Annotated in this window: 25 protein-coding genes and 1 riboswitch; of the genes, 22 read left to right on the top strand and 3 right to left on the bottom strand. The window is 39.7% G+C overall.

The annotated features are described in order from the left end of the window. Positions 1-18: 18 nt before the first annotated feature. Positions 19-573: a flavin reductase family protein gene (locus G532_RS15320; protein WP_035513025.1), complete on the bottom strand. Its 555-nt coding sequence runs from the start codon at positions 571-573 to the stop codon at positions 19-21. Between the two features lie 112 nt (positions 574-685). On the opposite strand from G532_RS15320, the gene kynU reads away from it, so the two are divergent. Together kynU and kynB are read left to right on the top strand one after the other, a co-directional pair. Then, positions 686-1,960, top strand: coding sequence for a kynureninase (gene kynU / locus G532_RS0112600; protein ID WP_027965113.1), 1,275 nt, complete (start codon positions 686-688; stop codon positions 1,958-1,960). Between the two features lie 15 nt (positions 1,961-1,975). Further along, positions 1,976-2,593, top strand: coding sequence for an arylformamidase (gene kynB / locus G532_RS0112595; RefSeq protein ID WP_035513024.1), 618 nt, complete (start codon positions 1,976-1,978; stop codon positions 2,591-2,593). A 471-nt stretch (positions 2,594-3,064) separates the two neighbouring features. Here kynB and kynA read toward each other — a convergent pair whose 3' ends face one another. After that, positions 3,065-3,892, bottom strand: a complete 828-nt coding sequence (kynA, locus tag G532_RS0112590) for a tryptophan 2,3-dioxygenase (RefSeq protein WP_027965111.1) — start codon at positions 3,890-3,892, stop codon at positions 3,065-3,067. A 103-nt stretch (positions 3,893-3,995) separates the two neighbouring features. Here kynA and G532_RS0112585 point away from each other — a divergent pair, with 103 nt between their 5' ends. The 12 genes from G532_RS0112585 to G532_RS0112530 all read left to right on the top strand — a co-directional run bounded on the left by G532_RS0112585 (position 3,996) and on the right by G532_RS0112530 (position 17,590). Continuing rightward, positions 3,996-5,984, top strand: coding sequence for a PAS domain-containing protein (locus G532_RS0112585; RefSeq protein WP_027965110.1), 1,989 nt, complete (start codon positions 3,996-3,998; stop codon positions 5,982-5,984). A gap of 78 nt (positions 5,985-6,062) precedes the next feature. Continuing rightward, entirely contained in the window at positions 6,063-6,995 is a 933-nt protein-coding gene (cysK, locus tag G532_RS0112580; protein ID WP_027965109.1) for a cysteine synthase A, read from the top strand. A 167-nt stretch (positions 6,996-7,162) separates the two neighbouring features. Further along, complete coding sequence (locus G532_RS0112575; protein WP_027965108.1) at positions 7,163-8,227, top strand: Fe(3+) ABC transporter substrate-binding protein; 1,065 nt, start codon at positions 7,163-7,165, stop codon at positions 8,225-8,227. A 171-nt stretch (positions 8,228-8,398) separates the two neighbouring features. Beyond that, on the top strand, positions 8,399-10,003 hold the full coding sequence (locus tag G532_RS0112570) for an ABC transporter permease (protein WP_027965107.1): 1,605 nt from the start codon (positions 8,399-8,401) through the stop codon (positions 10,001-10,003). A 6-nt stretch (positions 10,004-10,009) separates the two neighbouring features. After that, positions 10,010-10,747 (top strand): ABC transporter ATP-binding protein, encoded by a 738-nt coding sequence (locus G532_RS0112565; RefSeq protein ID WP_027965106.1) that lies wholly within the window; start codon positions 10,010-10,012, stop codon positions 10,745-10,747. A gap of 395 nt (positions 10,748-11,142) precedes the next feature. Beyond that, positions 11,143-12,381 carry an MFS transporter gene (locus tag G532_RS0112560; RefSeq protein ID WP_027965105.1) on the top strand — a complete coding sequence of 413 codons (1,239 nt, stop codon included), beginning with the start codon at positions 11,143-11,145 and terminating at the stop codon, positions 12,379-12,381. Between the two features lie 76 nt (positions 12,382-12,457). After that, positions 12,458-13,252, top strand: a complete 795-nt coding sequence (gene thiD / locus G532_RS0112555) for a bifunctional hydroxymethylpyrimidine kinase/phosphomethylpyrimidine kinase (protein ID WP_027965104.1) — start codon at positions 12,458-12,460, stop codon at positions 13,250-13,252. Between the two features lie 133 nt (positions 13,253-13,385). Continuing rightward, a complete protein-coding gene (locus G532_RS0112550) occupies positions 13,386-14,021 on the top strand; it encodes a class I SAM-dependent methyltransferase (protein ID WP_027965103.1) in 636 nt (211 codons plus the stop codon). 47 nt (positions 14,022-14,068) lie between these two features. After that, positions 14,069-14,542 carry an S-ribosylhomocysteine lyase gene (locus tag G532_RS0112545; RefSeq protein WP_027965102.1) on the top strand — a complete coding sequence of 158 codons (474 nt, stop codon included), beginning with the start codon at positions 14,069-14,071 and terminating at the stop codon, positions 14,540-14,542. Position 14,543: 1 nt separating this feature from the next. Next, complete coding sequence (locus tag G532_RS0112540; protein ID WP_027965101.1) at positions 14,544-15,467, top strand: PLP-dependent cysteine synthase family protein; 924 nt, start codon at positions 14,544-14,546, stop codon at positions 15,465-15,467. A 3-nt stretch (positions 15,468-15,470) separates the two neighbouring features. Next, complete coding sequence (locus G532_RS0112535; protein WP_027965100.1) at positions 15,471-16,607, top strand: bifunctional cystathionine gamma-lyase/homocysteine desulfhydrase; 1,137 nt, start codon at positions 15,471-15,473, stop codon at positions 16,605-16,607. 362 nt (positions 16,608-16,969) lie between these two features. Beyond that, positions 16,970-17,590, top strand: coding sequence for a spore coat protein (locus G532_RS0112530; RefSeq protein WP_027965099.1), 621 nt, complete (start codon positions 16,970-16,972; stop codon positions 17,588-17,590). A 175-nt stretch (positions 17,591-17,765) separates the two neighbouring features. On the opposite strand, the gene G532_RS0112520 is transcribed toward G532_RS0112530, so the two are convergent. Next, positions 17,766-18,563, bottom strand: a complete 798-nt coding sequence (locus tag G532_RS0112520) for an ion transporter (protein ID WP_027965098.1) — start codon at positions 18,561-18,563, stop codon at positions 17,766-17,768. Between the two features lie 125 nt (positions 18,564-18,688). Further along, positions 18,689-18,786, top strand: a riboswitch (guanidine-I (ykkC/yxkD leader). Positions 18,787-18,836: 50 nt separating this feature from the next. On the opposite strand from G532_RS0112520, the gene G532_RS0112515 reads away from it, so the two are divergent. The 8 genes from G532_RS0112515 (at position 18,837) to phoU (ending at position 25,385) form a co-directional block, all read left to right on the top strand. Further along, positions 18,837-19,172, top strand: a complete 336-nt coding sequence (locus tag G532_RS0112515) for a DMT family transporter (protein ID WP_027965097.1) — start codon at positions 18,837-18,839, stop codon at positions 19,170-19,172. Further along, complete coding sequence (locus G532_RS0112510; protein ID WP_027965096.1) at positions 19,172-19,486, top strand: DMT family transporter; 315 nt, start codon at positions 19,172-19,174, stop codon at positions 19,484-19,486. The genes G532_RS0112515 and G532_RS0112510 overlap by 1 nt, the downstream gene beginning before the upstream one ends. Before the next feature lie 15 nt (positions 19,487-19,501). Beyond that, positions 19,502-20,695 (top strand): MDR family MFS transporter, encoded by a 1,194-nt coding sequence (locus tag G532_RS0112505; protein ID WP_027965095.1) that lies wholly within the window; start codon positions 19,502-19,504, stop codon positions 20,693-20,695. A 209-nt stretch (positions 20,696-20,904) separates the two neighbouring features. After that, positions 20,905-21,930: a PstS family phosphate ABC transporter substrate-binding protein gene (locus G532_RS0112500; protein ID WP_027965094.1), complete on the top strand. Its 1,026-nt coding sequence runs from the start codon at positions 20,905-20,907 to the stop codon at positions 21,928-21,930. 61 nt (positions 21,931-21,991) lie between these two features. Further along, a complete protein-coding gene (pstC, locus tag G532_RS0112495; RefSeq protein ID WP_027965093.1) occupies positions 21,992-22,948 on the top strand; it encodes a phosphate ABC transporter permease subunit PstC in 957 nt (318 codons plus the stop codon). A 1-nt stretch (position 22,949) separates the two neighbouring features. Next, the gene (pstA, locus tag G532_RS0112490) at positions 22,950-23,834 is read left to right on the top strand and encodes a phosphate ABC transporter permease PstA (RefSeq protein ID WP_027965092.1); all 885 of its coding nucleotides are present in this window, start codon (positions 22,950-22,952) and stop codon (positions 23,832-23,834) included. Positions 23,835-23,849: 15 nt separating this feature from the next. Continuing rightward, on the top strand, positions 23,850-24,674 hold the full coding sequence (gene pstB, locus G532_RS0112485) for a phosphate ABC transporter ATP-binding protein PstB (protein WP_027965091.1): 825 nt from the start codon (positions 23,850-23,852) through the stop codon (positions 24,672-24,674). A gap of 54 nt (positions 24,675-24,728) precedes the next feature. Continuing rightward, entirely contained in the window at positions 24,729-25,385 is a 657-nt protein-coding gene (gene phoU / locus G532_RS0112480; protein WP_027965090.1) for a phosphate signaling complex protein PhoU, read from the top strand. The last annotated feature ends 98 nt before the right edge of the window (positions 25,386-25,483 follow it).

Below are 25,483 nucleotides of genomic sequence, written 5' to 3'. Positions count from 1 at the left end.
CGGAATCGCCTCTTCTCGCTAGTCTTGATCGATTCGGAACTCTTTTCGTTCGCCTGTTGTAGTGTAAACAGAACGCCCGAGGTAAAGCGGAATCGTTAATTTTTCATCATCTGGAAGTCCATCCGATTGGAATAAGTCAGGATCCCGGTAGAACTTCTTCATTTCTCCTACAAACCAGTCGTGATCGCCGTATTTATTTACATCAATCGTGTGGCATTCATAAGCCACGTAAGCATCATGCAGAATCGGAGCGTCGGTTGTAATACCACGGTCAAAGCCCATTTCGCAGAGTGAAAATTTATCGGTATTTTTTCCTGTATAAACTCCGGATTGTTGAATAAATTCAGCCTTTTCCATCGGGAGAAAATTAATCGCAAATGTTCCAGCTTGTTTTACAATATTATATGTATGGCGTTCGTGCCCAATTGCTACACCATAAATCGGGGGATCAAATGAAATGTATGAATGCCACCCCGCTGCCATGACATTATCTTGTTCCTTATAGTGAGTTGTAACAATCGCTACCATTCCTGGATAACTATGCATTACAGTGCGGTCTGTTGGTTGTCTCATTATGATGTTGCTCCCTTCTGAATTCGCATTTCTATCTTTTCATAGTTTAACAGAAAACGAGCCATCATTACCTCAATTATGATATATTGAAATCAACTTAGGAGGGATTAGGATGTTTGAAGCAACGAAAGCCTTCGCAGAAAAATTAGATCAACAAGACCCATTAAAGAAATTTAAACAGGAATTTTATATAAATGAGGAGCAAATTTATTTAGATGGAAACTCCCTTGGTTTAATGTCCAAACGAGCGGAAAAGACTTTACATCAAGTAACGGACGCTTGGCGCACATTAGGAATTGATGGATGGACTGGCGGGGAACATCCTTGGTTTTACATGGCTGAAAACCTCGGAGCAAGGGTAGCTGGACTTGTCGGTGGAAAAAAAGAAGAAGTTGTAGTGACAGGCTCGACGACGACTAACTTACATCAATTAGTAAGTACGTTTTACAAGCCTTCCGGAACACGCACGAAAATTTTAGCAGATGAATTAAATTTCCCATCTGATATTTATGCGTTACAAAGTCAATTAAAGTTACACGGATACGACCCAGAAGAGCATCTTGTCCAGGTAAAAAGCCGGGATGGTAGGACAATTAGTGAAGATGACCTCATCGCGGCAATGACAGATGAAATTGCATTAATCGTCCTTCCTACCGTTTTATACCGCAGTGGTCAGTTATTAGATGTGGAGAAATTAACAACTGCAGCGCATGAACGTGGAATTTTAATCGGGTTCGACGGGTGTCATTCCGTTGGTGCTATTCCACACGAGTTTCATGAACATGGCGTTGATTTTGCGTATTGGTGTCACTATAAATATGTAAACAGCGGTCCAGGCGGCGTTGCGGGCTTATTTGTCCACGAAAAACATTTTGAGCGCACCCCCGGATTAACAGGTTGGTTTGGATCTGATAAACAAAAACAATTTGACATGGAGCATACCTTTACCCCTGCGGAGGATGCTGGAGCGTTTCAAATTGGAACGCCGCATGTCTTAAGTGTTGCACCATTGATTGGATCGATGGATTTATTTGAGGAAGCTGGAATTGATCAGATTAGGGAGAAGTCACTTCAAGCAACGGCTTTTCTTATGTTTTTGGTAAAGGAAAAATTAGAAGATTACGGGTTCGAGATTGGTAATCCACTAGATGACGAGCGTCGTGGTGGCCATGTATGTTTAGAGCACCCGGATGCTGCACGTATATGTAAATCCTTAAAAGCACATCAAATCATCCCAGATTTCCGCGCACCAAACGTGATTCGTTTAGCACCAGTTGCGTTTTATGTCACTTATACGGATGTTTTCCACACTGTCGAAGTCATGGAAAAAATAATGAAAGAAGAACTCTATAAAAATTACAAAAATGAACGCGGCGTTATAGCTTAAGGAGGATTTATAAATATGATTTATGATATTTCTAGAAAGTTAAATGGGCGTACGCCAACTTGGCCAGGGGACACACCTTTTTCCTACGAGCTAACTTGGTCAAAAGAAGAAACTGGTTCAGTAAATGTAGGACAGATTTCAACAAGCTGCCACACCGCGACACATGTCGACTCGCCGTACCACTTCAACGAACACGGCATGACAATCGAACAACTGCCACTTCACGTGTTTGTTGGTGAAGCACTTGTAGTAGATGTTTCTACTAAGGAGATTATTAATGTGAATGACTTTGCGGACGAAGATTTATCTGAAGTAAAACGAGTAATCTTGAAAACGAACGCTTGGAAAGATGATCACGTATTTCCGGAAACATTCCCCGTAATAGATGACGAATTAGGCGATTTTTTTCGTGAAAACGGGATTGAACTACTTGGGGTCGACCTGCCATCCGTCGACCCACTCGATAGCAAAACATTAAGTACCCACCATGCCTTTGAAGCGAATAACGTCCACATTTTAGAAGGATTAAAATTAAACGAAATCGAACCAGGAAGATACCGATTGACAGCCCTCCCCTTAAATATTGAAGGGGCGGATGGAAGTCCGGTGCGAGCTATTTTAGAGGATTTATAATTTGGAAGACTCTTAGCATCGAACTTTAAGCGATGGGAGGTGCTGACGGTTGATTGGATCGTGCTAACAGTTGATTGGCGCTCGTTGACGGTTGATTGAGCTTTCTAACGGAAGATTGGCGCCTACTGACGGTTGATTGAACTTCCTGACGGTTGATTGGCGCTCGCTAACGGGCGATTGGACCTCCTGACGGTTGATTGGCTCTCGCTAACGGGTGATTGGACTTCCTGACGGTTGATTGGCGCTCGCTGACGGGCGATTGGACCTCCTGACGAGCTATTGGCTCTCGCTAACGGGCGATTGGACCTCCTGACGAGCGATTGACTCTCGCTAACGGGCGATTGGACCTCTCTGACGGGCGATTGGACTTCCTGACGAGCGATTGACTCTCTCTGACGGGCAATTGGCTCAACCTGAATCAAAAAAAAGCGTTTGTTCTAAAAGAACAAACGCTTTCCTTATGATAATTGATTATAATTTCGTGCGCACGTTCCACAATTCTGGGAAGAAATAATGGTCCAATACTTGCTTCAAGTAACCTACTCCTGATGATCCTCCTGTCCCCTTCTTATGGCCGATAATTCGCTCAACCGTCTTCATATGACGGAAACGCCATTGTTGCATCCAGTCTTCAATATCAACTAATTTTTCGGCTAGTTGGTATAAGTCCCAGTAGCGATCGGTGTCTTGATATACTTCGGTCCATGCTTGTTCGACGCTTTCATTTGCTTCGTATGTTTTGGTCACATCGCGATCGATTACACTTTCATCAATCGCAAATCCTTCATTATGCAGTGCTTGAATGGCCACATCGTATAATCCTGGTGCTTCATATGCTTCTTTTAATTTCGCCTGCAATTCTGGGTCCTTCTCGTATATTTTCAGCACATGTGGGGTTTTATATCCTAAAGCAAACTCCACCATACGATATTGGTAGGATTGAAAGCCAGAAGCATTTCCTAAAGAGTCTCGAAAACCTAAATATTCACTTGGTGTCATCGTTGCTAAGACGTCCCATGCCTTGATGATTTGGTTTTGTATATTCGATACTCGCGCTAACATTTTGAATGCGGGTTGGTACTTTTCTTCCTTGATTGAATCTACTGCAGCCCACAACTCATGCAATGTTAATTTCATCCATAATTCACTCACTTGATGAATAATAATAAACAGCATTTCATCATGGTGGTCAGATAAACGGTTTTGACTATTTAAAATGGAATCCAAATCTAAATAATCACCATATGTCATTTTCTCCCTGAAGTCCGTATGAATCCTATTCTTATCATGTTCAGTCATCTCAAATGTACCACCTTTCTACTCAATCTTAGCATAAATTCCCCGAAAATTTAGAACCTATGATAAAATCTAAAGTAAAGATTTATTTTAAGGGGGGAATAACATGGATCCTATAGAGAAAAAGTGGCGTGAAAAGCTACAGGATGACGGGATAGTTTACGATGATATGGAACAAGAAATCGAACGTCTACGTGCACTTCATAGTATTAATATAAATTTAGATGAAAAGGAACAAAATTTTGATGACATTACTTCTTTAGCGAAAAATCTATTTAACGCTGATATGTCTCTCATTTCTTTTGTTGATGCTGATCGGCAGTGGCTCAAATCTTGTATTGGTGCTCCAGACACTATAGCTGAGGATGGGTTTACAGAGCGGGAAGTCTCTTTTTGTCAACATTTATTAGTACATAAGGAACCTATGATTGTCGAAGATGCTACGAAAGATGATCGTTTTAAGAACAATCCCCTGGTCCTTGACGGTACGATTGGTTTTTATGCTGGAGTGCCCTTAAAATTGAGTGACGGATTTATTTTAGGTTCCATTTGTATTATTAATAATAATCCCCGTACGTTTTCAGAAGATGACTTGGCTAATCTTAATAAATTCGCTAACTGGGTCATGTCGGAACTGGAAATCAAGCAAAAAGTACAGCGTTTGTCTGAAAATCAAACACGCATCCAAGAGCTAGTGAAGAAGAACACTTACTTAAGTGCAGGCATTGAAAATTCTTCTTCTTCGATTGTCATCACAGACGCGACGCAGCCAGGTGATCCTATTTTGTATGTCAATCAAGCTTTTACCGAATTAACTGGCTATACGTTCGATGAATCGGTCGGTCAAAATTGTAAGTTTCTCCAAGGAAGTCTTACAAACTCTGAGACGGTTGATCACATTCGGAATGCGATTAATCATAAAGAAGCCATTCATACTGAAATTTTAAACTATACGAAAAGTGGTCAGACCTTCTGGAATGAACTACGTATTAATCCCGTTTATGAATCGGACGGAGAAGTTCAATACTTCATAGGCGTGCAACAAGATATTACGAAAAGAAAAGCAGTGGAACAACACTTGATACAGGAAGTTTTCGAACAGGACCATTTATTTAATTCTCTTCCTGAGTTAATCGTTATGTTGGACCTTGATGGCAACATTCGTAAGACGAATATTCGTATGTTTGAATTCACTAATTTTCATGAGTTTGAAGTAATGAGCAACTCATTGGGCGATTACATTCAAATTCCAAACTTCTCTTCCACCCTTCAACAGGTATTAGAACAAGGTGGTCTAGAAAAAGAAGCTGCCTTAATCACTAAGGATAAGGAGTACATCCCTTTTGAATGGAAGTTTCTCTCTGTTTATAACAATGACGGCGACCCTGAAGGTATCGTTGCAATTGGTAAAGATATCCGACTGAACTTGCAACTTCAAAAAGACGTGGAGTATGCTGGTAGACTGCAAAAAGAGATGCTACAAAGTAATGTAGAAAATCGCGCGTATGAAATGAAATTTTTACACCGAGCAAGCAACTACGTAAGTGGCGACAGCTATGGATATGAGTATGATGAACAATCGAATTCTCTATTCGTTTATCTTATTGATGTCATGGGGCATGGGGTTGCAACGGCTCTTCAGACCAGTACAATTAAACTGCTATTCAATCAAGTTGCTAGAAGAAACATGTCGGTAAAAGAAAAAGTAGAATGGGTAAATGAAGCGTGTATTCCGATCTTCCCTGCTTCTTATTTCGCTACAGCTTTTTGTGCTGATATTGATTTGACTACTGGTGAAGTTCGCTATGTTGCTGCTGGAATTAATTATTTTGCGGTAACAAAGGATGGTAAAACGACGCTTGAGAAAGCTCCGGGTGGATTAATTGGGCTCTCAGAAGATGTGATGTTTGATGAACATGAGTTGCAGTTAAAACGCGGAGATTCTCTTCACTTAATGACAGACGGATTGTACGATGAAATCAAGGATGGAGAAATTCCAGATGATTTTCATGAAGTCTATAACTTCTTAGGTAACTTAGCTGAAAATCTCTACCGCAATGATGATACGACAGCTATATGTCTTCATTTACAATAAAGTTAGAGCGAAAGCGTTGAATGATTGCAATTCCTATTGGTAAACTAAGAAATAGATGCTAACGAAGGAAGTGTTAAAATGCGCATTGTAGATAATATAGCTGATCTAATTGGTGATACGCCATTAGTGAAGTTGAATAAATTAAGCCCTGAAAATGGTGCAGATATCTATTTGAAATTAGAAGCTTATAATCCAAGTGGTAGTGTCAAAGACCGCGCTGCCTATAACATGATGGTAGAAGCAGAAAAAGCTGGTGAACTTAAGCCTGGTTCGACCATTATAGAACCAACAAGCGGCAACACTGGTATTGGTCTTGCGATGAATGCTGCCGCCAGAGGGTATCAAGCAATTTTAGTTATGCCAGATACGATGACGAAGGAACGCATCAATCTTTTGAAAGCTTATGGTGCAAAAGTGGAACTAACACCTGGAGATGATAAAATGCCGGGTGCAATTGCCCGGGCAAAAGAACTGATCAAAGAAGTACCAAATAGTTTTATGCCGATGCAATTTGAAAATCACGCAAACGCGGATGCTCACCGCTTCACAACTGCTAAAGAAATTAAAGAAGCGATGGATTCGATCAATAAACCATTAGCTGCATTTGTTGCTACGGCTGGAACAGGTGGGACAATTACCGGTACTGGTGAGGAATTGAAAAAAGCTTATCCCGATATGACAATTCATGTCGTTGAACCAGCTGGATCCCCTGTACTATCTGGAGGAAAGCCTGGTAAGCACAAGCTTGTCGGCACAAGCCCAGGTTTCATTCCAGATATTTTAAACCAAGAGATTTATAACGAAATCCTTCAGGTCGAAGATGATCAAGCATATGACATTACAAGAAAGTTAGCGCGTAAAGAAGGGATTCTAGTCGGAACATCAGCTGGTGCTTCTTGTTATGCTGCGATTGAAGTAGCCAAACGCAAGCAACCTGGCGAAGTGATTATAGCAATTGCGCCAGATTCTGGAGAACGCTATCTGTCTGGAGACCTATTTGATTTTGAATAAACCCCTGCTGACACTCGTCTTAAAAGGCGAGTGTTTTTTATGTGGAAGAGGATTTATTTTTAAATAAAATTTCAAAAAACAATTGACTTGAGAATCATTATCAGTAAAATAGTGAGTGTGATTGATAATTATTCTCAATTAAACATAAATAGAAAAGGGGTACTTACATGCTTAAATCAAGATTTACACTTCTTGCTTTCATTATTCTTATAGCTGGACTAGTTCTTGCTGCTTGTAACAATAGTGAGGACGAAAGTGATGGAGAAGGAAATGATGAAGAGGAAGAAGTCAACATATACACAAGTCGTCACTACGATCTAGACGACGAAATTTACGCTGAATTCACAGAAGAAACAGGCATTGAAGTTAACATCATTAACGGCAGTGCAGATGAATTAATAGAACGCATGGAGCGTGAAGGAGAAGCTTCGGAAGCAGACCTATTCTTTACTGCAGATGCTGGACGTTTACACCGTGCGAAAGAGCAAGAATTACTACAAGCAATTGAAAGTGATACCGTGATGGAAAATGTACCAGAAAAATTGCGTGACGTTGATAGCCAGTGGGTTGGTTTAACGAAACGCGCTCGTATTATTGCGTATCATCCAGACCGCGTAGATGAAGAAGAGCTTTCTACTTACGAAGCTTTAGCAGATCCTGAATGGGAAGATCGTGTATTGATCCGTTCTTCAGAAAATGTCTACAATCAATCTTTATTAGCTTCCTTCATTGAAATTTATGGAGAAGACATTTCTAGAATGTGGGCAGAGGGAATTGTACAGAATTTAGCGCGTACTCCTCAAGGGGGAGATCGTGACCAAGCGAGCGCCGTGGTTGCTGGTGAAGGTGACGTAGCGATTCTTAATACGTATTACTTAGGCGGTATGCTTAACTCAGCTGATGAGGAAGAAGTAAACGTAGCTGAACAGTTAGAAATATTTTTCCCTAACCAAGAAACAACAGGAACACATATCAATGTTTCAGGAATCGGATTAGCAAGACATTCTAATAATGTAGACAATGCAGTGGAATTAATCGAGTACTTATCTGGAGAAGGTGTACAAGATCAATTTGCAAGTGCAAATTACGAGTATCCGGTAAATGAAAACGTAGAACCTGCAGACGTTTTACAAGAGTGGGGAGATTTTGAAGAGCAAGATATCAATCTATCCATTCTTGGTGAAAACAATGCAGACGCTGTCAGAATGTTTAACGAAGTCGGCTGGCAATAAATTGTAATGTAACTAAATATGTGAACAAACTTCAAAACTTATAGCCGCTTCTGATTCAGGAGCGGCCTCTATCATTTAATAGTGCCGTTTTATGTAGTATGATGAGAAGGATTGCTTAGTAGGATTAAAGGACGTGTCTTTTTGAAGTGGTATCGATCATTAAAAACAACGATGAATGGCTGGACGATCCTTAGTATTTTGATCGTATCGTTCGTTATTTTACCGAACTTGTCTATTCTCGTTCAGTTTTTCTCAGAGCCAAATGAAAATTGGTTGCATATTCGCGAATATATGCTTCAAAGCTATATACAGAACACGCTAATCCTGATTGTATTCGTGGGGTTTTTTACCCTTATGATTGGAACAAGTTTAGCTTGGATTATTTCAGCTTATGATTTTCCAATGCGAAAATTCTTTCAGTGGGGATTAATTTTACCTTTGGCGATCCCTCCTTATATAGGTGCATATACGTATCATGGAATTTTAAACTACACAGGTACCATTCAAACTACTTTACGAAATCAGTTTGACGTAACGGTGAATCAGGATTATTTCAACATTATGAATATGCCGGGTGCGATATTTATTTTCACCCTTTTCCTCTTCCCTTATGTTTTCACAATTACGAAAGCATACTTGGCGAGACAATCTACTGGCTTGATTGAAAATGCTCGGATTTTAGGAAGTAGTTCTTGGCGAATTTATTTTCAAGTCGTGTTACCGATCTCGCGGGCAGCCATTGTAGCAGGAGTTAGCTTAGTTATTTTAGAAGTATTAAATGACTACGGGGTTGTAAAATATTACGGCATTCAGACGTTCACGACAGCCATTTTCCAAACATGGTTCGGCATGGGGGATTTACAGTCTGCGGTTAAACTTTCAGGAACTCTAATGATTATTGTGGTAGGGTTATTAATTTTAGAAAGAGTCATGCGTGGTCGTAAACGATTCAGCTTCACAACAACTAAAGTAAAATTACTGCAACCCGTTCAATTAAAGGGCCGTCAGAAATGGCTTGCTTTTAGTTATTGTATGTTCATCTTTTTAATCGCGTTTATTATTCCCATTATCCAGCTTTTACAATGGGCTTTTTACACATACGAGCAGTTTTTTGCAACAGAATTCTTGGGGCTCATTATTAATTCCGTCTCCGTTGCATTCATTGCTTCCACAATCATTGTTGTCATGGCGATTATTATTAGTAATTTTGCTAGATTGAACCGAGGAATGTTAGCAAAAACCTTTCCAAAAGTAACGATTATAGGTTATTCTATACCTGGTGCGGTTATTGCTGTTGGGGTGGTTACACTCTTCACGTCAGTAGACCGTCAATTATTCGGATTTTATGAATGGCTCGGTTTAGAACCAACTTTAATTATGAGTACAAGTATTTTCATGCTTGTCTTTGCCTATGTCATTCGATACCTTGCTGTAGCATACAATTCCATTGAGTCAGGCTTTGACCGAATTGGAACGAATTTCACAGAAGCTTCGCGTATGCTAGGCATGAGTGTTACGAAGTCATTTTTCAAAGTCGATATGAAGTTAATCCGTGGAGCGATCTTCGGAGGGTTTATTTTAGCCTTCATCGATATTATGAAGGAATTGCCGTTAACTTTAATATTAAGACCATTCAATTTTGATACATTGGCGACAAAAGCCTTTCAATATGCTTCAGATGAAATGATTCATCAAGCAGCAATCCCTTCGATTTTTATCGTTGTGGTTAGTGGAATTGCGATCTACGTCTTCCATCACGTTTTAGAAAAGGAGTAATGTGATATGTTCATTCATATACGTAACTTAGCATTTAATTACCAAGGTGCTGACGAACAAACAATTAAAGATTTCAACCTGACCATTGATCAAGGAGAAATTATTTCGATCCTTGGTGAATCTGGGAGTGGAAAAAGTACAATTCTTCGTCTCATCGCAGGACTTGAGATGCCAACAAGCGGAAATATTATGGTAGGCGATCACTGTATGTGTAGTAATTCTACCTTCACCCAACCGGAAAAACGCGGGGTTGGAATGGTGTTTCAAGATTATGCCCTCTTTCCACATATGACTGTAGAAGAAAATATTAAATTCGGTTTACAGAAGTGGTCACGTAAAGAGAAGAAACAGCGCGTCTTAGAAGTTTTAGAACTTGTTAATTTACAAGATTACAGAAAACGTTACCCTTTCGAATTAAGTGGTGGACAACAGCAACGTGTCGCCTTAGCTAGAGCATTGGCTCCGAAACCTAAGCTCTTACTATTTGATGAACCATTCAGTAATTTAGATGCCGACTTACAAATTAGAATTCGTGAAGAGCTCCGTCGCATTCTAAAATCTACTGGTGTTACTTCGATCTTCGTAACGCACGACCAGGACGATTCTCAAGCGCTGGCTGATCGAATTGTCGTCTTACGTAGCGGAGAAATTGCTGACCTAGGAACTCCAAATGAAATTTTCGGTACGGATTGTAGTTTCTCTGAACGTTTAGCAGTGAAACCACGCGTATTATCTAGAGTATAATTGTCGAGCGTGACCTCAGTTGTGAGGTTGCGCTTTTTTATGAGATCAACTGCATGATAGTGAGAATTCGTATAAAACTTGCGAAGCGTGATATCCAGAAAAGTCTTTAGATATCCAGAAAACTCACCCCTTATCCACGAGAAATTTATTATATTCAGAAATACCCACTACTTATCCACGAAAGTCATTGATTTATCCATAAAAGTCCTAATATATCAAGAAAACTCGTCATATATCCACAAATCTAGCAATGGCGCTCATCTTAGAATTCCCTCATCTTCTTCCAAAACCTCTCCCCTCCCTATCAAACAGTCCATTCGACAATTCTACTAAAATTTGATATATTTAGACTAACGAAATAAACGATAAGCGAAAGATTAGAAAGAAGGGTCATTGTGGATCAAGAAAAACTTGCGAAGCGGAATTTGGCGATCATGTGGTTCGCCAATTTTTTTATTGCGGGCAGCATGACAATGGTAATGCCGTTTTTGTCTTTGTACATAGAGACATTCGGTGATTTTTCAGAAACATATGTACGAAACTGGGCAGGTTGGACATTTGCGATTACGTTCCTAACTGCTTTTGTCTTCTCACCTATTTGGGGAAGAATCGGTGATAAATTTGGGCGAAAGCCTATCCTTGTGATGATGGGCTTTGGCTTAGCTTTATCCGTCTTTTTAATGGGGTTTGTTACCTCCGTTATTCAACTATTCCTTTTGCGTTTAGTAATGGGGATCTTCGCGGGGTTCATTTCCACTTCCCAAGCACTGGTCTCTACGCAAACACCTAAAGGAATATCCGGACGAGTATTAGGAACGCTTCAAACGGGAACAGTTACTGGAACACTAATGGGACCGTTATTAGGTGGTGTACTTGCTGACTGGATTGGATTTGCGGAAACGTTCCAATACACTTCTGTCGCACTTTTTCTAGCAGGACTATTTGTCTTGTTAGGCTTAAAAGAATACCGTTTAGATGGAGAAAAGAGCGACAAGGAACATTATTCGAAACGTGAAGTGCTACAACATATCATTACTAGACCAATGCTTTTAATGGTCATTATCGTGTCGATGTTCATTCAAGTAGCTCACTTTGCTGTGCAACCGATTCTAGCACTCTACGTTAGTGAATTGAACGGTCCCGCCAACCTTGCTCTGATCTCGGGTATTGCCTTTTCCATTACGGGACTTGGTAATCTCTTAATGACTCGGAGGTGGGGGATGATTGCCGACAGGGTTGGTTATGATAAAATTTTGATCCTCCTGTTAATACTAGCAGCAGTGGTCTACTTCCCTGGCGCACTCGTCACTAATGTGTGGCAGCTTGTCATCCTAAGATTTCTACTCGGAGTCACACTTGGAGGTATTATCCCTATCCGAATGGCTTACATGCGACAAGTGGCACCGATTGCTATTCAAGGGGAAATTCTCGGGTATAATACAAGTCTGAGATTTTTAGGAAATGTGATTGGACCTGTCATGGGTGGTGTCGTTGCTGGTTATTTTGGAATCGCTTCTGTCTTCTATGTGACTAGTATTCTATTACTACTGTGCGGTCTAGCATTACTTTATACGAAATACAAAGAGGAACAAAATCAATCGAAAGCAACCTTGAATTCCAAGTCGACCTACTAGACTTTCACATTTGCTTCTAAAATGGACTCAAGGTTAAAATAGACGTTGGAATGGAAATTGAAAGTGAGGGTTTATCATGAAAAAGATATTTGTATTAGCAGGTTCAGATACAAGTGGCGGCGCTGGAATCCAGGCCGACTTGAAAGCATATCAAGAAATCGGTGTTTATGGCATGACAGCTTTAACAACGATTGTTGCGCAAAATCCTGAGAAAGATTGGGCGCATGAAGTTTATCCGATGGAAACATCTACAGTTAAAGCACAAGTCAAAACGATCTTAGATGGTGTTGGTGTTGATTTGATGAAAACGGGAATGCTTCCAACAGAAGAGATTATTCATTTTGCAGCTGACACGATTGAAAAGTATGATTTAAAAGCAGTTGTCGATCCGGTTTTAGCTTGTAAAGGACAGGATGAACCTCTTCACCCTGAAAACGCTAAGGCGCTGCGTGAAGTGTTGGTACCAAAAGCTTATATTACAACTCCTAACCTTTTTGAGGCAAGTCAGTTGGCGGAAATGCCTCTTATATCTAGTGTGGAAGAGATGAAAGAAGCTGCAAAACGTATTCATGACTTAGGTGCAAAACATGTCATTGTTAAAGGTGGGCCTGACGTGGACGAACAACGAGCAATTGACGTGTATTATGACGGAGAAGAATTCGTTACTTTTGAAAATGATATTGTCAAAACAAATTACACGCATGGAGCTGGGTGCACGTTTGCTTCTGCAATTGCTGCTTATACTGCTCAAGGAAAAGATCCAAATGAAGCAATGAAGTTAGCAAAAAAATTCATCTCCAAAGCGATTCAGCAGGGGTTTGAATTAAATCAATACGTTGGCTCAGTAAATGCATACGCAAATCGCGTTTAAATAACCTTAGTAGGCAATAGCCCATTTTATAAAAAATGGGCTATTTTTTTTGCCGTGACAAGACCAAACATGATATAATAACCTTAATCCTTACTAAATAGGTAGGAAAACTTAATATTAGAGGTGAGTCCGCATGGGTCGTGAATTTATGCATATTTTTGATACGTGGGCAGACACGTATGACGACACGGTGCATGGAGAAAATGAGCAATATAAGCGTGTGTTTGCACGTTATGATTATATATTAGAAAGAGTAGCTACACTCGCTACTGGAGTAACACTAGAATTTGGATGTGGAACAGGTAATTTAACGGAAAAATTACTATCAAACACACAAAATGTTATTCCTATTGAACCCAATACAAGCATGCGAAAGAAAGCACAATTTAGATTCCCTATGATTACTGTTCATGATGGAGATTTTATGAATTATCCTCAAGTAGCAGGGGCAGAAACAATCGTTAGTTCCTACGCTTTTCACCATTTGACAGATGAAGAAAAAGGGGAAGCATTTGCTAGTTACTATAGATTTTTAAATGAAAATGGGCAAATTGTCTTTGCAGATACGATGTTTTTGGATCAGTCGGCGTATGATGAGATCATTGAAGAAGCGAAACTACAAGGGTTTCACGATCTTGCTGAGGATTTAGAGCGTGAGTACTACACAACTCTTCCAGTGATGCAGGAATTATTAGAGGAAAATGGATTCAAAGTAGAATTTGAACAATTAAATGACTTTGTATGGCTCATTCATGCTAAAAAAATATAATTACGTTATCATGATAGTAAGAAGAATTTTGAAAGGGGAATTTATTTATGGCGAAGAAAATGAACGTAGAAAGCTTTAATCTCGATCACACAAAAGTAAAAGCACCTTATGTACGCTTAGTAGGGATTACTGAAGGAGCGAACGGAGATACCATTCATAAGTATGATATTCGTTTCAAACAACCTAATAAAGCACACATGAAAATGGACGGATTACACTCAATAGAACACCTCATGGCAGAAAACATTCGAAACCATATGGAAAACGTCATAGATATTGGACCTATGGGATGCCAAACTGGATTCTATTTAGCAGTTTTAAACCATGATAATTATGATGAAGTTGCAGAAGCGTTAGAAAAAACACTTCAAGACGTATTAGCAGCTGATGAAGTTCCTGCTTGTAATGAAGTACAATGTGGTTGGGCTGCCAATCATAGCTTAGAGGGTGCAAAAGAAATCGCACGAGAAATGCTAGAACACAAAGATGAATGGCATGATGTTTTCGGTGAGGAACAGTAAGATGGGCTATGTAACACGTGTGCAAGATTTAATTGGCAAAACGCCTTTAATGGAACTAACAAATGTCGACATTCCTAATGGATGTCGACTATTTGCGAAGCTAGAATTTATGAACCCTGGCGGTAGTGTGAAGGATCGTCTAGGTGTGGAGCTTTTAGAAGATGCACTATCTAGCGGTCAACTGTCTCCAGGCGGTACGATCATCGAGCCAACCGCAGGAAATACTGGGATTGGGCTTGCTTTGGCGGCTGTAAACCAAGGTTTTCGTGTCATATTTGTCGTTCCTCAAAAATTCAGTATGGAAAAGCAAACGTTAATGCGGGCATTGGGTGCTGAAGTGGTAAACACACCAACCGAGCTTGGTATGAAAGGTGCAATCGATAAGTCAGAAGAATTACAAGCATCGATGGAAAACGCCTTCTCCCCTGCTCAATTTAATAATGAGGCGAATCCAAATACGTATTATAAAACGTTAGCACCAGAAATTTATGAAGATTTAAACGGGGAAATCGATGTATTTGTAGCTGGAGCAGGTACTGGTGGAACTTTCATGGGTAGTGCTAAATACTTTAAAGAACAAAATACTAATATTAAAACGGTAATCGTGGAACCAGAAGGATCGATTCTAAACGGGGGAGCTGCTGGGCCACATGCAACAGAAGGCATTGGCATGGAGTTCTTACCTTTTTATATGGATACGAATTATTTTGATGGGATCCACACGATTTCCGATGAAACTGCTTTTAAGCAAATGAAATATATCGCTCAAAAAGAAGGGTTATTAGTGGCCAGTTCTTCTGGCGCAGCCTTTCAAGCAGCCTTAAATGAAGCGAAAGTCGCTAAGCCTGGAAGCCATATCGTGACCGTCTTCCCTGATAGTAGCGAGCGTTACTTAAGTCAAAATGTATATGAAGGATGGGAATAATTTATGCGTAAAAAAACTCAAATGATTCATGGCGGCATTGTTGGTGACGAGCAAACGGGTGCAGTTTCCACACCGATATATCAAGTTAGTACGTATAAACAAGATGGGATCGGCGGCCTGCGACAGGGGTATGAATACTCCCGTACCGGAAATCCGACACGCCATGCATTAGAAGAATTAATTAAAGATGTGGAAAATGGCGTGCGTGGATTTGCTTTTGGATCAGGAATGGCAGCAATCACGTCCACAATGATGTTATTTAATAGTGGCGATCACGTCGTATTTACAGATGATGTATATGGTGGAACGTACCGCGTGATGACTAGTGTGTTGAATCGACTTGGAATTAGCTCTACTTTTGTTGATACAAGTAATGTAGAAGAAACAAAAGCGGCGATTCAAGATAATACGCGCGCTATTTTTGTGGAAACACCGACGAATCCCCTTCTAAAAGTAACAGATATTCAAGCAACAGCTGACGTAGCTAAAGCAAATGATTTATTGCTGATTGTGGATAATACATTTACAACACCTTATTTCCAAAACCCGATTGACCACGGTGCAGACATTGTCTTGCACAGTGCCACGAAATACTTAGGTGGTCACAGTGATGTCGTAGCCGGATTAGTTGTCGTAAATAATGACCAACTTGGAGAAGACTTACACTTTATTCAAAACTCTTCTGGTGCCATCTTAGGACCACAAGACTCATGGTTACTGATGCGCGGGATGAAAACCCTAGGAATTCGTATGGAAGAGCACGAAGAAAACACGAAATCCGTAATTGAATTGTTGCAACAACACCCTACAGTAGAAAAAGTATTCTATCCTGGGATTAGTAGTCATGCCGGGCATGATGTCGCTCAAAAGCAATCGAATGGTTTCGGAGCTATGGTTTCCTTCGATGTTGGTTCAGCGGAAAAGGCAGATGAAGTATTGAGCAAAGTTCGCTACTTTACTTTAGCAGAAAGCTTAGGAGCAGTGGAAAGCTTAATTTCCGTGCCAGCTCGTATGACACACGCATCGATCCCTCACGACCGCCGACTAGAGTTAGGTATCTCGGATGGATTAATTCGTATTTCAGTAGGAATTGAAGATGCAGAAGATTTAGTAGAAGATTTAAAACATGCATTAGATTAACCGATGCAAGCACACCAACTTTTTGAAAAGGTTGGTGTGCTTTTTTTGTGTTTGAAATTGTTAATATGAGTTTTGTGCATATCAGGCGAGTTTCGTCGTTAAGTCCTGACAATGGAGCATATCTCCTCGAGTTTAGCGCTTAACTTGGACATTTTAGACGTTAACTAGAAATGTTCGAACATATCTTTTGAGTTTAGTGAATACTTCTCAAGTTTCGTACATAACTCTACTTATTTATAAGTTTGATTTCTCCTCGGTAAACCTCTATTTCCAAATCACTAATTATTTTATTAAATCAACCGTGCATATTTTTCCATAAAGTTGCCATGCTAGTAGCGTAGTCAAATTAAAGGAGGATGAATATGCAACATCAAAATCAAAACCCAAACGATCAACTAAAACAATCCGAAAGTTTACCAACGGAAAAAAGTCATGGTGCTCATGAAATTTTCGACGCACATGAAACAATTGGAACACTCATCGGAGCAATGGAACACTACAAATTATACGAACAAAATGTTCAATGCCAACAACTACAAGGCATTATGACCAATCAGTATGAATACTTAAGCAACCTGTACAACACTATGGTGCAAGCTTACCAAACAGGCCAGCGACCACCACAGACAACTTCTGTCTATAACATGGAAACCGCGAATGACGTCACATACGGTCTCACACCTAGTCAACCGCAACAACCGAAACAAAACCCACAACAACTAGATGATCAGTGCTACTCGAGCTTTATGCTTGGCCATCTAAAAGCTTGTGCAACGGCATGTACAACAGCTGCACTTGAGACTACCAACCCGGTGATGCGCCGCGTGTTCCAAGACAGTGTGCCTAACTTATGTGAAATGGCATATGAAACATTCCTTTATCAAAATGAGAAAAATTATTACCAAGTGCCTCAGTTTGACGATCAAACAATGACTGAGCTATTGAATAGTTATCAAACCGTAACGAACACCCAACAGCACTAGAATAGTTACATTTGAGGAGATGTTCTACTCATTATTGAGATTGTTCTACTCTTTATGGAAAATGTTCTACTCGTTATTGAGATTGTTCTACTCATTTTCGAAAATGTTCTACTCATTAAGGTAAAACTTCACAATATAAAAGCCAGCCGCAATTTATTAACAGCGGCTGGCTTCCTTATTTCTCTCGCATAATCTCTTTCAATTCACGTATCTCTTTACGAAGTAACTTCACTTCATCTTCTAATTCATCAGGATTTTCTTCGTCCATGTTTTCCATCTTCTCGATTTTCTCAAAGTTATTTACGATGACACCGACAAATAGGTTTAAGACGACAAATGTTCCTGATAACACGAAGGCGATAAAGTAAATCCATGACCACCACAATTCTGCTAGTACTGGTCGCATAATATTACTTGCCCATGATTCTAACGTGATGATTTGGAAAAGCGTCAACATGGTTAGTTGGATATTGCCAAAGTATTCTGGTGCAACATCGCGGAACAAAAACGTTCCCATCACACTGAATACGTAAAACATAATCCCTAAAAGGATCATAATCGTTCCTAATGATGGCAACGTAAGAATTAATGCGTTGACCATTTTTCGTAAGGAAGGAATCATTGAGATCGTACGGAAGACACGTAACACACGCAATATACGTAATACGGTCACGAATGGTGATCCCATGAAAATAAAACTTGCTGCAACAATTAAGAAATCAAATACGTTCCATCCGTCTTTAAAAAAGTGATACATCGGACGGGATGCTAATAATTTCAATAAAATCTCTATTGTAAATATGGTTAAAATAATTGTATCTATCCGGATAAACCAATCCCCGTAAGCTTCATAAAGCCCACGGTAGCTTTCCATACCCACGATCACTGAATTTACAATGATTAACGCAATAATAAATGGTTGGAATAAACGGTGGTTTACTATTATCTCACTAAATAATCGTAGTTGTTTCAATGCTTCTCCCCCGCTACCTTTTACAAACTAATACTTTAAGCATTTTACCACACATATCACTTCCATGTGTAAAATGTCTAGTTGGATTTTCGACGATTGCGTGATAAACTATTATTAATTTCATAAGAAATGTTTTCTAGGGTTCCGCAAATTTCTGTTTGGTCAGGTCCGAGAGAAAACACACAGGATTCCTGTGACACGGAGGGACAAAAGCCCGGGAGATGAATGCACTTCATTTCGCGGATTTTTTTATGGATAAAAGGAGATGAGAAAATGCAACTTGCTTGGATTAAAGTGTTCGTTGGAGCATTTTTTGAAATTTTATGGGTAGTGGGTTTGAAGCATGCTTCTACCTTTCCAGAATGGATTGCAACTTCGCTTGCGATCATTATTAGCTTTTATTTATTAATCATGGCTTCCAAAATCTTACCTGTTGGAACAGCTTATGCCGTATTTGTTGGGATTGGCGCTGCAGGAACCGTAGTAATAGAAATCTTGTTTTTCGGCGTGCCATTTCAGTGGGAAAAATTAGTTTTCATTATCCTTTTATTAATAGGAATTATTGGATTGAAACTAGTTTCTGAACGACTAGAAAGGAGTGAAGTATAATGTACTGGACTGCACTTATTTTTGCTGGCATCTTTGAAATGGTTGGAGTGTTATCCATCAACCACCTTCATAAACATCGGAATTTCACATCCTTTATATTACTTGGAGGTTCTTTCATTCTTAGCTTCACTTTATTATCTTTTTCTATGGAAGAACTTGCGATGAGCATTGCTTATCCTGTATGGACTGGAATCGGTACAGTGGGCGTGACAATCATGGGTATTCTACTATTTAACGAACCCGCTTCACGTTTACGTATATTGTTCATTTTCTGTATCATTGCCGCGACAGTTGGACTCAAATTTATTTCATAGAAACAAGGTGATCACATGCCAAAACAAATTAAATTACTCATACTAGCTATGGCTATAAATGTTACTGGGGCTTCGTTCATTTGGCCATTAAATACAATCTATATGCATAACGAATTGGAGCGGACACTTGCATTTGCCGGAATGATTTTACTACTAAATCAAGGGGCAGCGATTATCGGCAATCTAGTCGGGGGCACTCTATTTGACCGACTCGGTGGGTACCGTACGATGCTTACAGGAGGAAGTGTTACCCTCCTCTCCGCGCTTATGCTCACACAATTCCACAGTCTCCTTCCCTATTCCATTTTATTAATCACGATGGGGTTTGGCTCTGGAGTAATTGTTCCAGCTATGTACGCACTCGCAGCTTCTATTTGGCCAGAAGGTGGTAGGAAGCCATTCAATGCTATTTACGTTGCACAAAACATGGGAGTTGCACTAGGAGCATCCATGGGCGGGTTTATTGCATACTATTCGTTTTCTTACATATTTATTGCGAACGCAACACTTTTCGCTTGTTTTTACATATTAGTCTTCTTTACCTTTAAACCAATGGATCAAAAAGTAGAAACACGCTCCTATTCTACTGTCTTAAGCCAAGGTGTGAAAATTAAAAACAAGCAATCGTTTGTAGCACTTCTTGTTTTAAGTATTGGTTTCTTCCTGGCTTGGGTCGCCTATGTCCAGTGGCAATCTACTATTGCGGCATACACACAGGACCTTGGAATCGAAATTAATCAGTATAGTATATTGTGGACGATTAATGGCTTTCTAATTATTGCCGGGCAGCCACTTGTTAAATTTGTCACGACTTATGTTACCTCGCCTAAAATACAAATATTAATCGGGAACACCATTTTCATCTTATCATTTACGTATCTACTCCAAGCAGAAACGTTTCTCGATTTCGCAACGGGGATGGTGATTTTAACCTTAGGTGAAATGTTCGTCTGGCCAGCTGTCCCAACCATTGCAGCGTCTCTTGCGCCTAAAGGAAGGCAAGGATTTTACCAAGGAATTATTAATAGTGTAGGAACCAGTGGTAGGATGATCGGACCTGCATTCGGAGGGTTGATTGCCGATCATTATCCGATGTTCATTTTATTTACTATTTTGATAGTTTTACTAGTCATCCCATACATTACAGTAACCATTCTTGGAATCCTCCAAAAGAAAATACCTGAGGAAACAGAAGAAGAAAAAATATAGAAAAATATGAACCTATAACACTTAAACACTTCAAACGACGACAAATTGTGCGTCGTTTTTCTTTTTAACATCCCCCTTTAACCCTTGCCATATAAGCAATTTACAATTTCTTAACGATATCTTTACGTTAGCTTTACAGACATACGCCTAGCTGCACTTTATGATGAGAGTGTAATCAAATTTGAAAACCTACCAAGGGGGAGTTTTAAGTGAAAAAGTTCGGATCGATTTTAGTATTGCTCAGTTTAGTGTTACTCATGTTCCTAGCAGCATGTGGTGATGATGAAGGCGAAGATAGCAGTGCAGCTGACGAGGAAACAACGGACGAAAGCAGTAATGAAGAAAGTTCTTCTGAAGACGAAGAAACCACTTCTGAAAACGAAGACCTTGAAGGTAGCGTCATCATTGACGGCTCCGGAACTGTTTACCCGCTTATGGCAAGATTAGCTGAAGAGTACATGGTTAATGAACAACAAGGTGTTTCTGTAGAAGTTAGTCGTGCAGGTACAAGTGCTGGTTTTGAAAGATTTTTAGCTGAAAATGGTACGAACTTTAACAACGCTTCACGTGAAATAAAAGACGAAGAACTTGAAAAGGCAGAAGAGTTAGGAATCGATATTCAAGAAATGAAAGTAGCGTTAGATGGACTAACAATGGTCATTCACCCGGATAACGACTGGGCAACCGAAATGACGGAAGAAGATATTATCGACATTTTCTTAGCAGATAGTGATATAGAAAACTGGTCAGACATCAACTCTGATTGGCCTGATGAAAAGATTAACACGTATGGACCTAATGAAAACCACGGAACATATGAATTCTTTTATGAAGTAATTTTAGAAGAACAAGACTTAAAAGAAGATGTAAACCTACAGCAAGAATATTCTACACTAGTAACTTTAGTATCTGAAGATGTCAATGGAATCGGATTTTTCGGCTTTGGCTACTACGATAACAACCAAGAGCAAGTAAAAGCTGTAAACATTGACTTTGGCGACGGACCAGTTGAACCATCTCTAGACACGATCGCAGAAGATGGAGATTATGCAAACTTCACTCGTCCAGTGTTCACTTATTTAAATGTAAACCATGCAAGTGAGAACGAAGCAGTTTTAGACTACGCGACGTATGTTATGGATGCAGTAAATGATTTCGCAGGAGAAACCGGATTTGCTCCTATCCCTGATGAAGAAGCAGATGAAATTAAATCCGAAATAGAAAATATTCAATAATAACAATGGATGAGAGGGATTTCCTCTCATCCCCCTTATTTTTTTGATTGGAGGTGTCCATATGACCAGCAATTCCAAGTCAGAGCAGCTTTCTACCCACTCTGTTCGACAATTGATTAACGAGAAGCGATCTTCAAAAAGCTTGGTACATGTCATGGGCAAAATTATACCAGGAATTCTATTTGTTTTTGCTTTCGTATCTGTATTTACAACTGTCGGGATCATTTACACATTATTCTCTGAAACAATCGAATTCTTCCAACGTGTATCATTTGTGGATTTCTTTACAGGCACAACCTTACGACCTCTTAGTCAGAATCCTGAGTTTGGAATCTTGCCGTTAATCAATGGAACGCTATTATCGACCTTAATTGCCATATTAGTAGCGGGTCCTATTGGCATAATGGCCGCCATATATTTGAGCGAATATGCAAGTGAGCGTTTACGAAAAAAGTTAAAACCCATGCTAGAAGTTTTAGCAGGTATACCGACGATTGTCTATGGCTTTTTCGCTTTCACCTTTGTCACACCGATTATACGAGCTGTCTGGCCAAGTGTTGAAGCTACGAACATATTAAGCCCAGGTATTGTGATGGGAATTATGATTATACCAATGGTAGCTTCTTTATCTGAGGATGCAATGAACAGCGTACCAAACTCAATGCGTGAAGGAGCACTAGCTTTAGGCGCAACGAAGCTTGAAGTGACATTTAAAGTGATCATCCCCGCCGCCATTTCTGGAATTATTGCCTCCTTTGTGCTGGCCATATCTAGAGCAATTGGAGAGACAATGATTGTTACGATCGCAAGTGGAAGCTCGAAGAATGTTGGGTTTGATGTAACCGAATCCATGCAAACCATGACAGCATTCATTGTTGAGGTTTCTAGTGGAGACGCCGCTGCAGGTACTACTATTTACTACAGTATCTATGCTGTTGCCATGACATTATTCGTGATGACACTATGCATGAACCTACTTGCCCGCTATATTTCACGCAAGTTTAGGGAGGAATACTAATATGAATTACATGGATCAAGCACAAGTTGAAAAACGTATGAAACGCCGTGTCACAACAAATAAGATGATGCGGAAACTATTTCTCGGTTCTACACTCTTTGGGTTAATCGTTCTCGCAATATTAATCTTTCGCGTCTTGTATCAAGGGATTGCTTGGATTGATTGGAACTTCTTAACTGGTACGCTTTCAACTAATTTTGAAAACGCCGGCATCATGGGAGCAATCCTAGGTACCTTATGGCTCATGCTTGTAGTGATCATAGTTACCTTGGCTATTGGTATAGGAGCAGCGATTTACCTTGAATTATATGCGAAAAAAGGCAAGCTTCAAGAGCTGATCCAAACCAACATTGCTAACCTAGCAGGGGTCCCTTCTATTGTTTATGGGATTCTCGGTTTAACCTTATTCGTTAGATTGATGGAAATGGGAAGCACAGTTCTTGCTGGTGGCTTAACTATGTCACTATTAGTACTTCCTATTATTATAGTAGCTTCTCAGGAAGCATTACGAGCAGTCCCAGGGTTTCTAAGCGAAGCTTCCTATGGCATGGGCGCAACAAAATGGCAAACCGTACAAAACATCATATTACCAACTGCGATCCCGAGCATTTTAACAGGGGCAATTCTAGCATTATCTCGAGCAATTGGAGAAACTGCTCCACTAGTAGTAATCGGTATCCCTGCTTTGTTAATACCATTTCCAGGAGGATTAACCGACCGCTTCACAGCTTTACCAATGCAAATTTATTACTGGACACTAGATGCATCGTTAACAAGCGAATACGCGAATTTAGCAGCCGCTACGATCATTATTTTATTACTACTGTTATTCATTTTGAATTCAACAGCAATTATTATACGAAACAAGTACCAACAAAGATTTTAAAAGGGGTGTTTGGGGATGAACACAATATTAAACGAACGAAAAGATAACACAGTCTATGAAGCACAAAGTCAATCCACTGAAAGCCATAATTCTATTTTTGAAACAAACGATTTAAATCTGTGGTACGGGAACACACAAGCATTAAAGAACATTAATTTACAAATACCGGAAAAGAAGATCACCGCTATTATCGGTCCATCCGGTTGTGGAAAGTCGACCTTTATTAAAACGTTAAACCGCATGGTGGAAATGGTTCCAATTGTGAAGACTAGTGGTGACATTAAATATAATGGCACGAATATTTTAAATCGTGATTTTCAAGTGGAAGACTTAAGAACAAAAGTCGGAATGGTATTTCAAAAGCCTAATCCATTCCCGAAATCTGTATATGACAATATCGCTTATGGACCTAGAATCCATGGAATTAAAAACAAAAAAGTATTAGACGAAATCGTAGAAAAAAGCTTACGAGATGCTTTTATTTGGGATGAAGTAAAAGACCGCTTAAAAGAGAACGCGTATGGCTTATCTGGTGGACAACAACAGCGTGTATGTATCGCTCGTTGTTTAGCAATCGAACCAGAAGTAATTTTAATGGATGAACCAACCTCTGCTCTTGATCCAATTTCCACCTCTAAAGTGGAAGAGCTTGTCCAAGAGCTTAAGAAAAAATATAGCATCATCATTGTCACACACAACATGCAACAAGCAGCACGTATCTCTGACAAGACAGCGTTTTTCCTAAATGGCGAAGTGGTGGAATATAACGATACAGAAACCTTATTCTCTAACCCATCCGATCAGCGAACAGAAGACTATATCACAGGGCGTTTCGGCTAACCTGTACTTCTTATTCGGATATTCAATTCAGAGAAACAAGAAAGGATGTCTCCTATGGTACGTGAAAGTTTTGAATATAAATTAAGTCAACTCAAACAACAAGTAATGCGAATGAATACACTGGCAAAGCAAGCTTTAAAGAAATCAATACAAGCATTGGACAATCAAGACTTACAGAAGGCTCAAGAAGTCATTGATGGCGACAAAGAAATCAATGATCTAGAAGACAAAATCAATGACACAACCATCTGGCTTATTGCGAAGGAACAGCCAGTCGCTACTGATTTGAGAAGATTGATTGTCACGTTAAAAGTCACAAACGATATCGAAAGAATTGGTGACTTGGCTGTAAACGTCGCTAAATCTGTGGAACGTATTGGTCAAGAACCTTTACCAGACTATAAAAATGATGTTCTCGTCATTGGGAACCATGTAGAAATAATGATGGATGAAGTCATACATGCATTTGTAGAAGAGGACTTAGAATATGCCTATAAAATAGCAGAGTTAGATGATCAAGTCGACCGAAAATATGGCCATACAGTCCAAAATTTAATGAAACATATGGCTGAAAATCCAAAAGATATTGAAGCAATCACTCAACTGGCGTTTATCAGTCGTTATTTAGAACGCACTGGTGATCATATTACGAATATCGCAGAAGGCATCATCTATTTAGTCAAAGGAAAGCACGTTGACTTAAATACTTAAATTGCTCATACCTCCTTATTGATATAGAATCACCCCGGGAACCGGCTTAGCTATCCCCCTAAGCCGGTTCTTTATGTTCCTCTAAATAATTTTCCGAA

This window comes from Halalkalibacillus halophilus DSM 18494 (assembly GCF_000423105.1).
GTDB classification, from domain to species: domain Bacteria; phylum Bacillota; class Bacilli; order Bacillales; family Alkalibacillaceae; genus Halalkalibacillus; species Halalkalibacillus halophilus.
This window is presented reverse-complemented; position numbering and strand designations above follow the sequence as displayed.

Bases quoted from the DNA above. Each gene is read 5' to 3' on its own strand.
- G532_RS0112515 (WP_027965097.1), top strand. From the start codon at position 18,837: ATGCAACTTGCTTGGATTAAAGTGTTCGTTGGAGCATTTTTTGAAATT.
- G532_RS0112550 (WP_027965103.1), top strand. From the start codon at position 13,386: ATGGGTCGTGAATTTATGCATATTTTTGATACGTGGGCAGACACGTAT.
- G532_RS0112540 (WP_027965101.1), top strand. From the start codon at position 14,544: ATGGGCTATGTAACACGTGTGCAAGATTTAATTGGCAAAACGCCTTTA.
- G532_RS0112535 (WP_027965100.1), top strand. From the start codon at position 15,471: ATGCGTAAAAAAACTCAAATGATTCATGGCGGCATTGTTGGTGACGAG.
- G532_RS0112530 (WP_027965099.1), top strand. From the start codon at position 16,970: ATGCAACATCAAAATCAAAACCCAAACGATCAACTAAAACAATCCGAA.
- pstC (WP_027965093.1), top strand. From the start codon at position 21,992: ATGACCAGCAATTCCAAGTCAGAGCAGCTTTCTACCCACTCTGTTCGA.
- cysK (WP_027965109.1), top strand. From the start codon at position 6,063: ATGCGCATTGTAGATAATATAGCTGATCTAATTGGTGATACGCCATTA.
- G532_RS0112565 (WP_027965106.1), top strand. From the start codon at position 10,010: ATGTTCATTCATATACGTAACTTAGCATTTAATTACCAAGGTGCTGAC.
- G532_RS0112545 (WP_027965102.1), top strand. From the start codon at position 14,069: ATGGCGAAGAAAATGAACGTAGAAAGCTTTAATCTCGATCACACAAAA.
- kynA (WP_027965111.1), bottom strand. From the start codon at position 3,892: ATGACTGAACATGATAAGAATAGGATTCATACGGACTTCAGGGAGAAA.
- phoU (WP_027965090.1), top strand. From the start codon at position 24,729: ATGGTACGTGAAAGTTTTGAATATAAATTAAGTCAACTCAAACAACAA.
- pstA (WP_027965092.1), top strand. From the start codon at position 22,950: ATGAATTACATGGATCAAGCACAAGTTGAAAAACGTATGAAACGCCGT.
- G532_RS15320 (WP_035513025.1), bottom strand. From the start codon at position 573: ATGAGACAACCAACAGACCGCACTGTAATGCATAGTTATCCAGGAATG.
- kynB (WP_035513024.1), top strand. From the start codon at position 1,976: ATGATTTATGATATTTCTAGAAAGTTAAATGGGCGTACGCCAACTTGG.
- G532_RS0112570 (WP_027965107.1), top strand. From the start codon at position 8,399: ATGAATGGCTGGACGATCCTTAGTATTTTGATCGTATCGTTCGTTATT.
- G532_RS0112505 (WP_027965095.1), top strand. From the start codon at position 19,502: ATGCCAAAACAAATTAAATTACTCATACTAGCTATGGCTATAAATGTT.
- pstB (WP_027965091.1), top strand. From the start codon at position 23,850: ATGAACACAATATTAAACGAACGAAAAGATAACACAGTCTATGAAGCA.
- G532_RS0112575 (WP_027965108.1), top strand. From the start codon at position 7,163: ATGCTTAAATCAAGATTTACACTTCTTGCTTTCATTATTCTTATAGCT.
- thiD (WP_027965104.1), top strand. From the start codon at position 12,458: ATGAAAAAGATATTTGTATTAGCAGGTTCAGATACAAGTGGCGGCGCT.
- kynU (WP_027965113.1), top strand. From the start codon at position 686: ATGTTTGAAGCAACGAAAGCCTTCGCAGAAAAATTAGATCAACAAGAC.
- G532_RS0112585 (WP_027965110.1), top strand. From the start codon at position 3,996: ATGGATCCTATAGAGAAAAAGTGGCGTGAAAAGCTACAGGATGACGGG.
- G532_RS0112510 (WP_027965096.1), top strand. From the start codon at position 19,172: ATGTACTGGACTGCACTTATTTTTGCTGGCATCTTTGAAATGGTTGGA.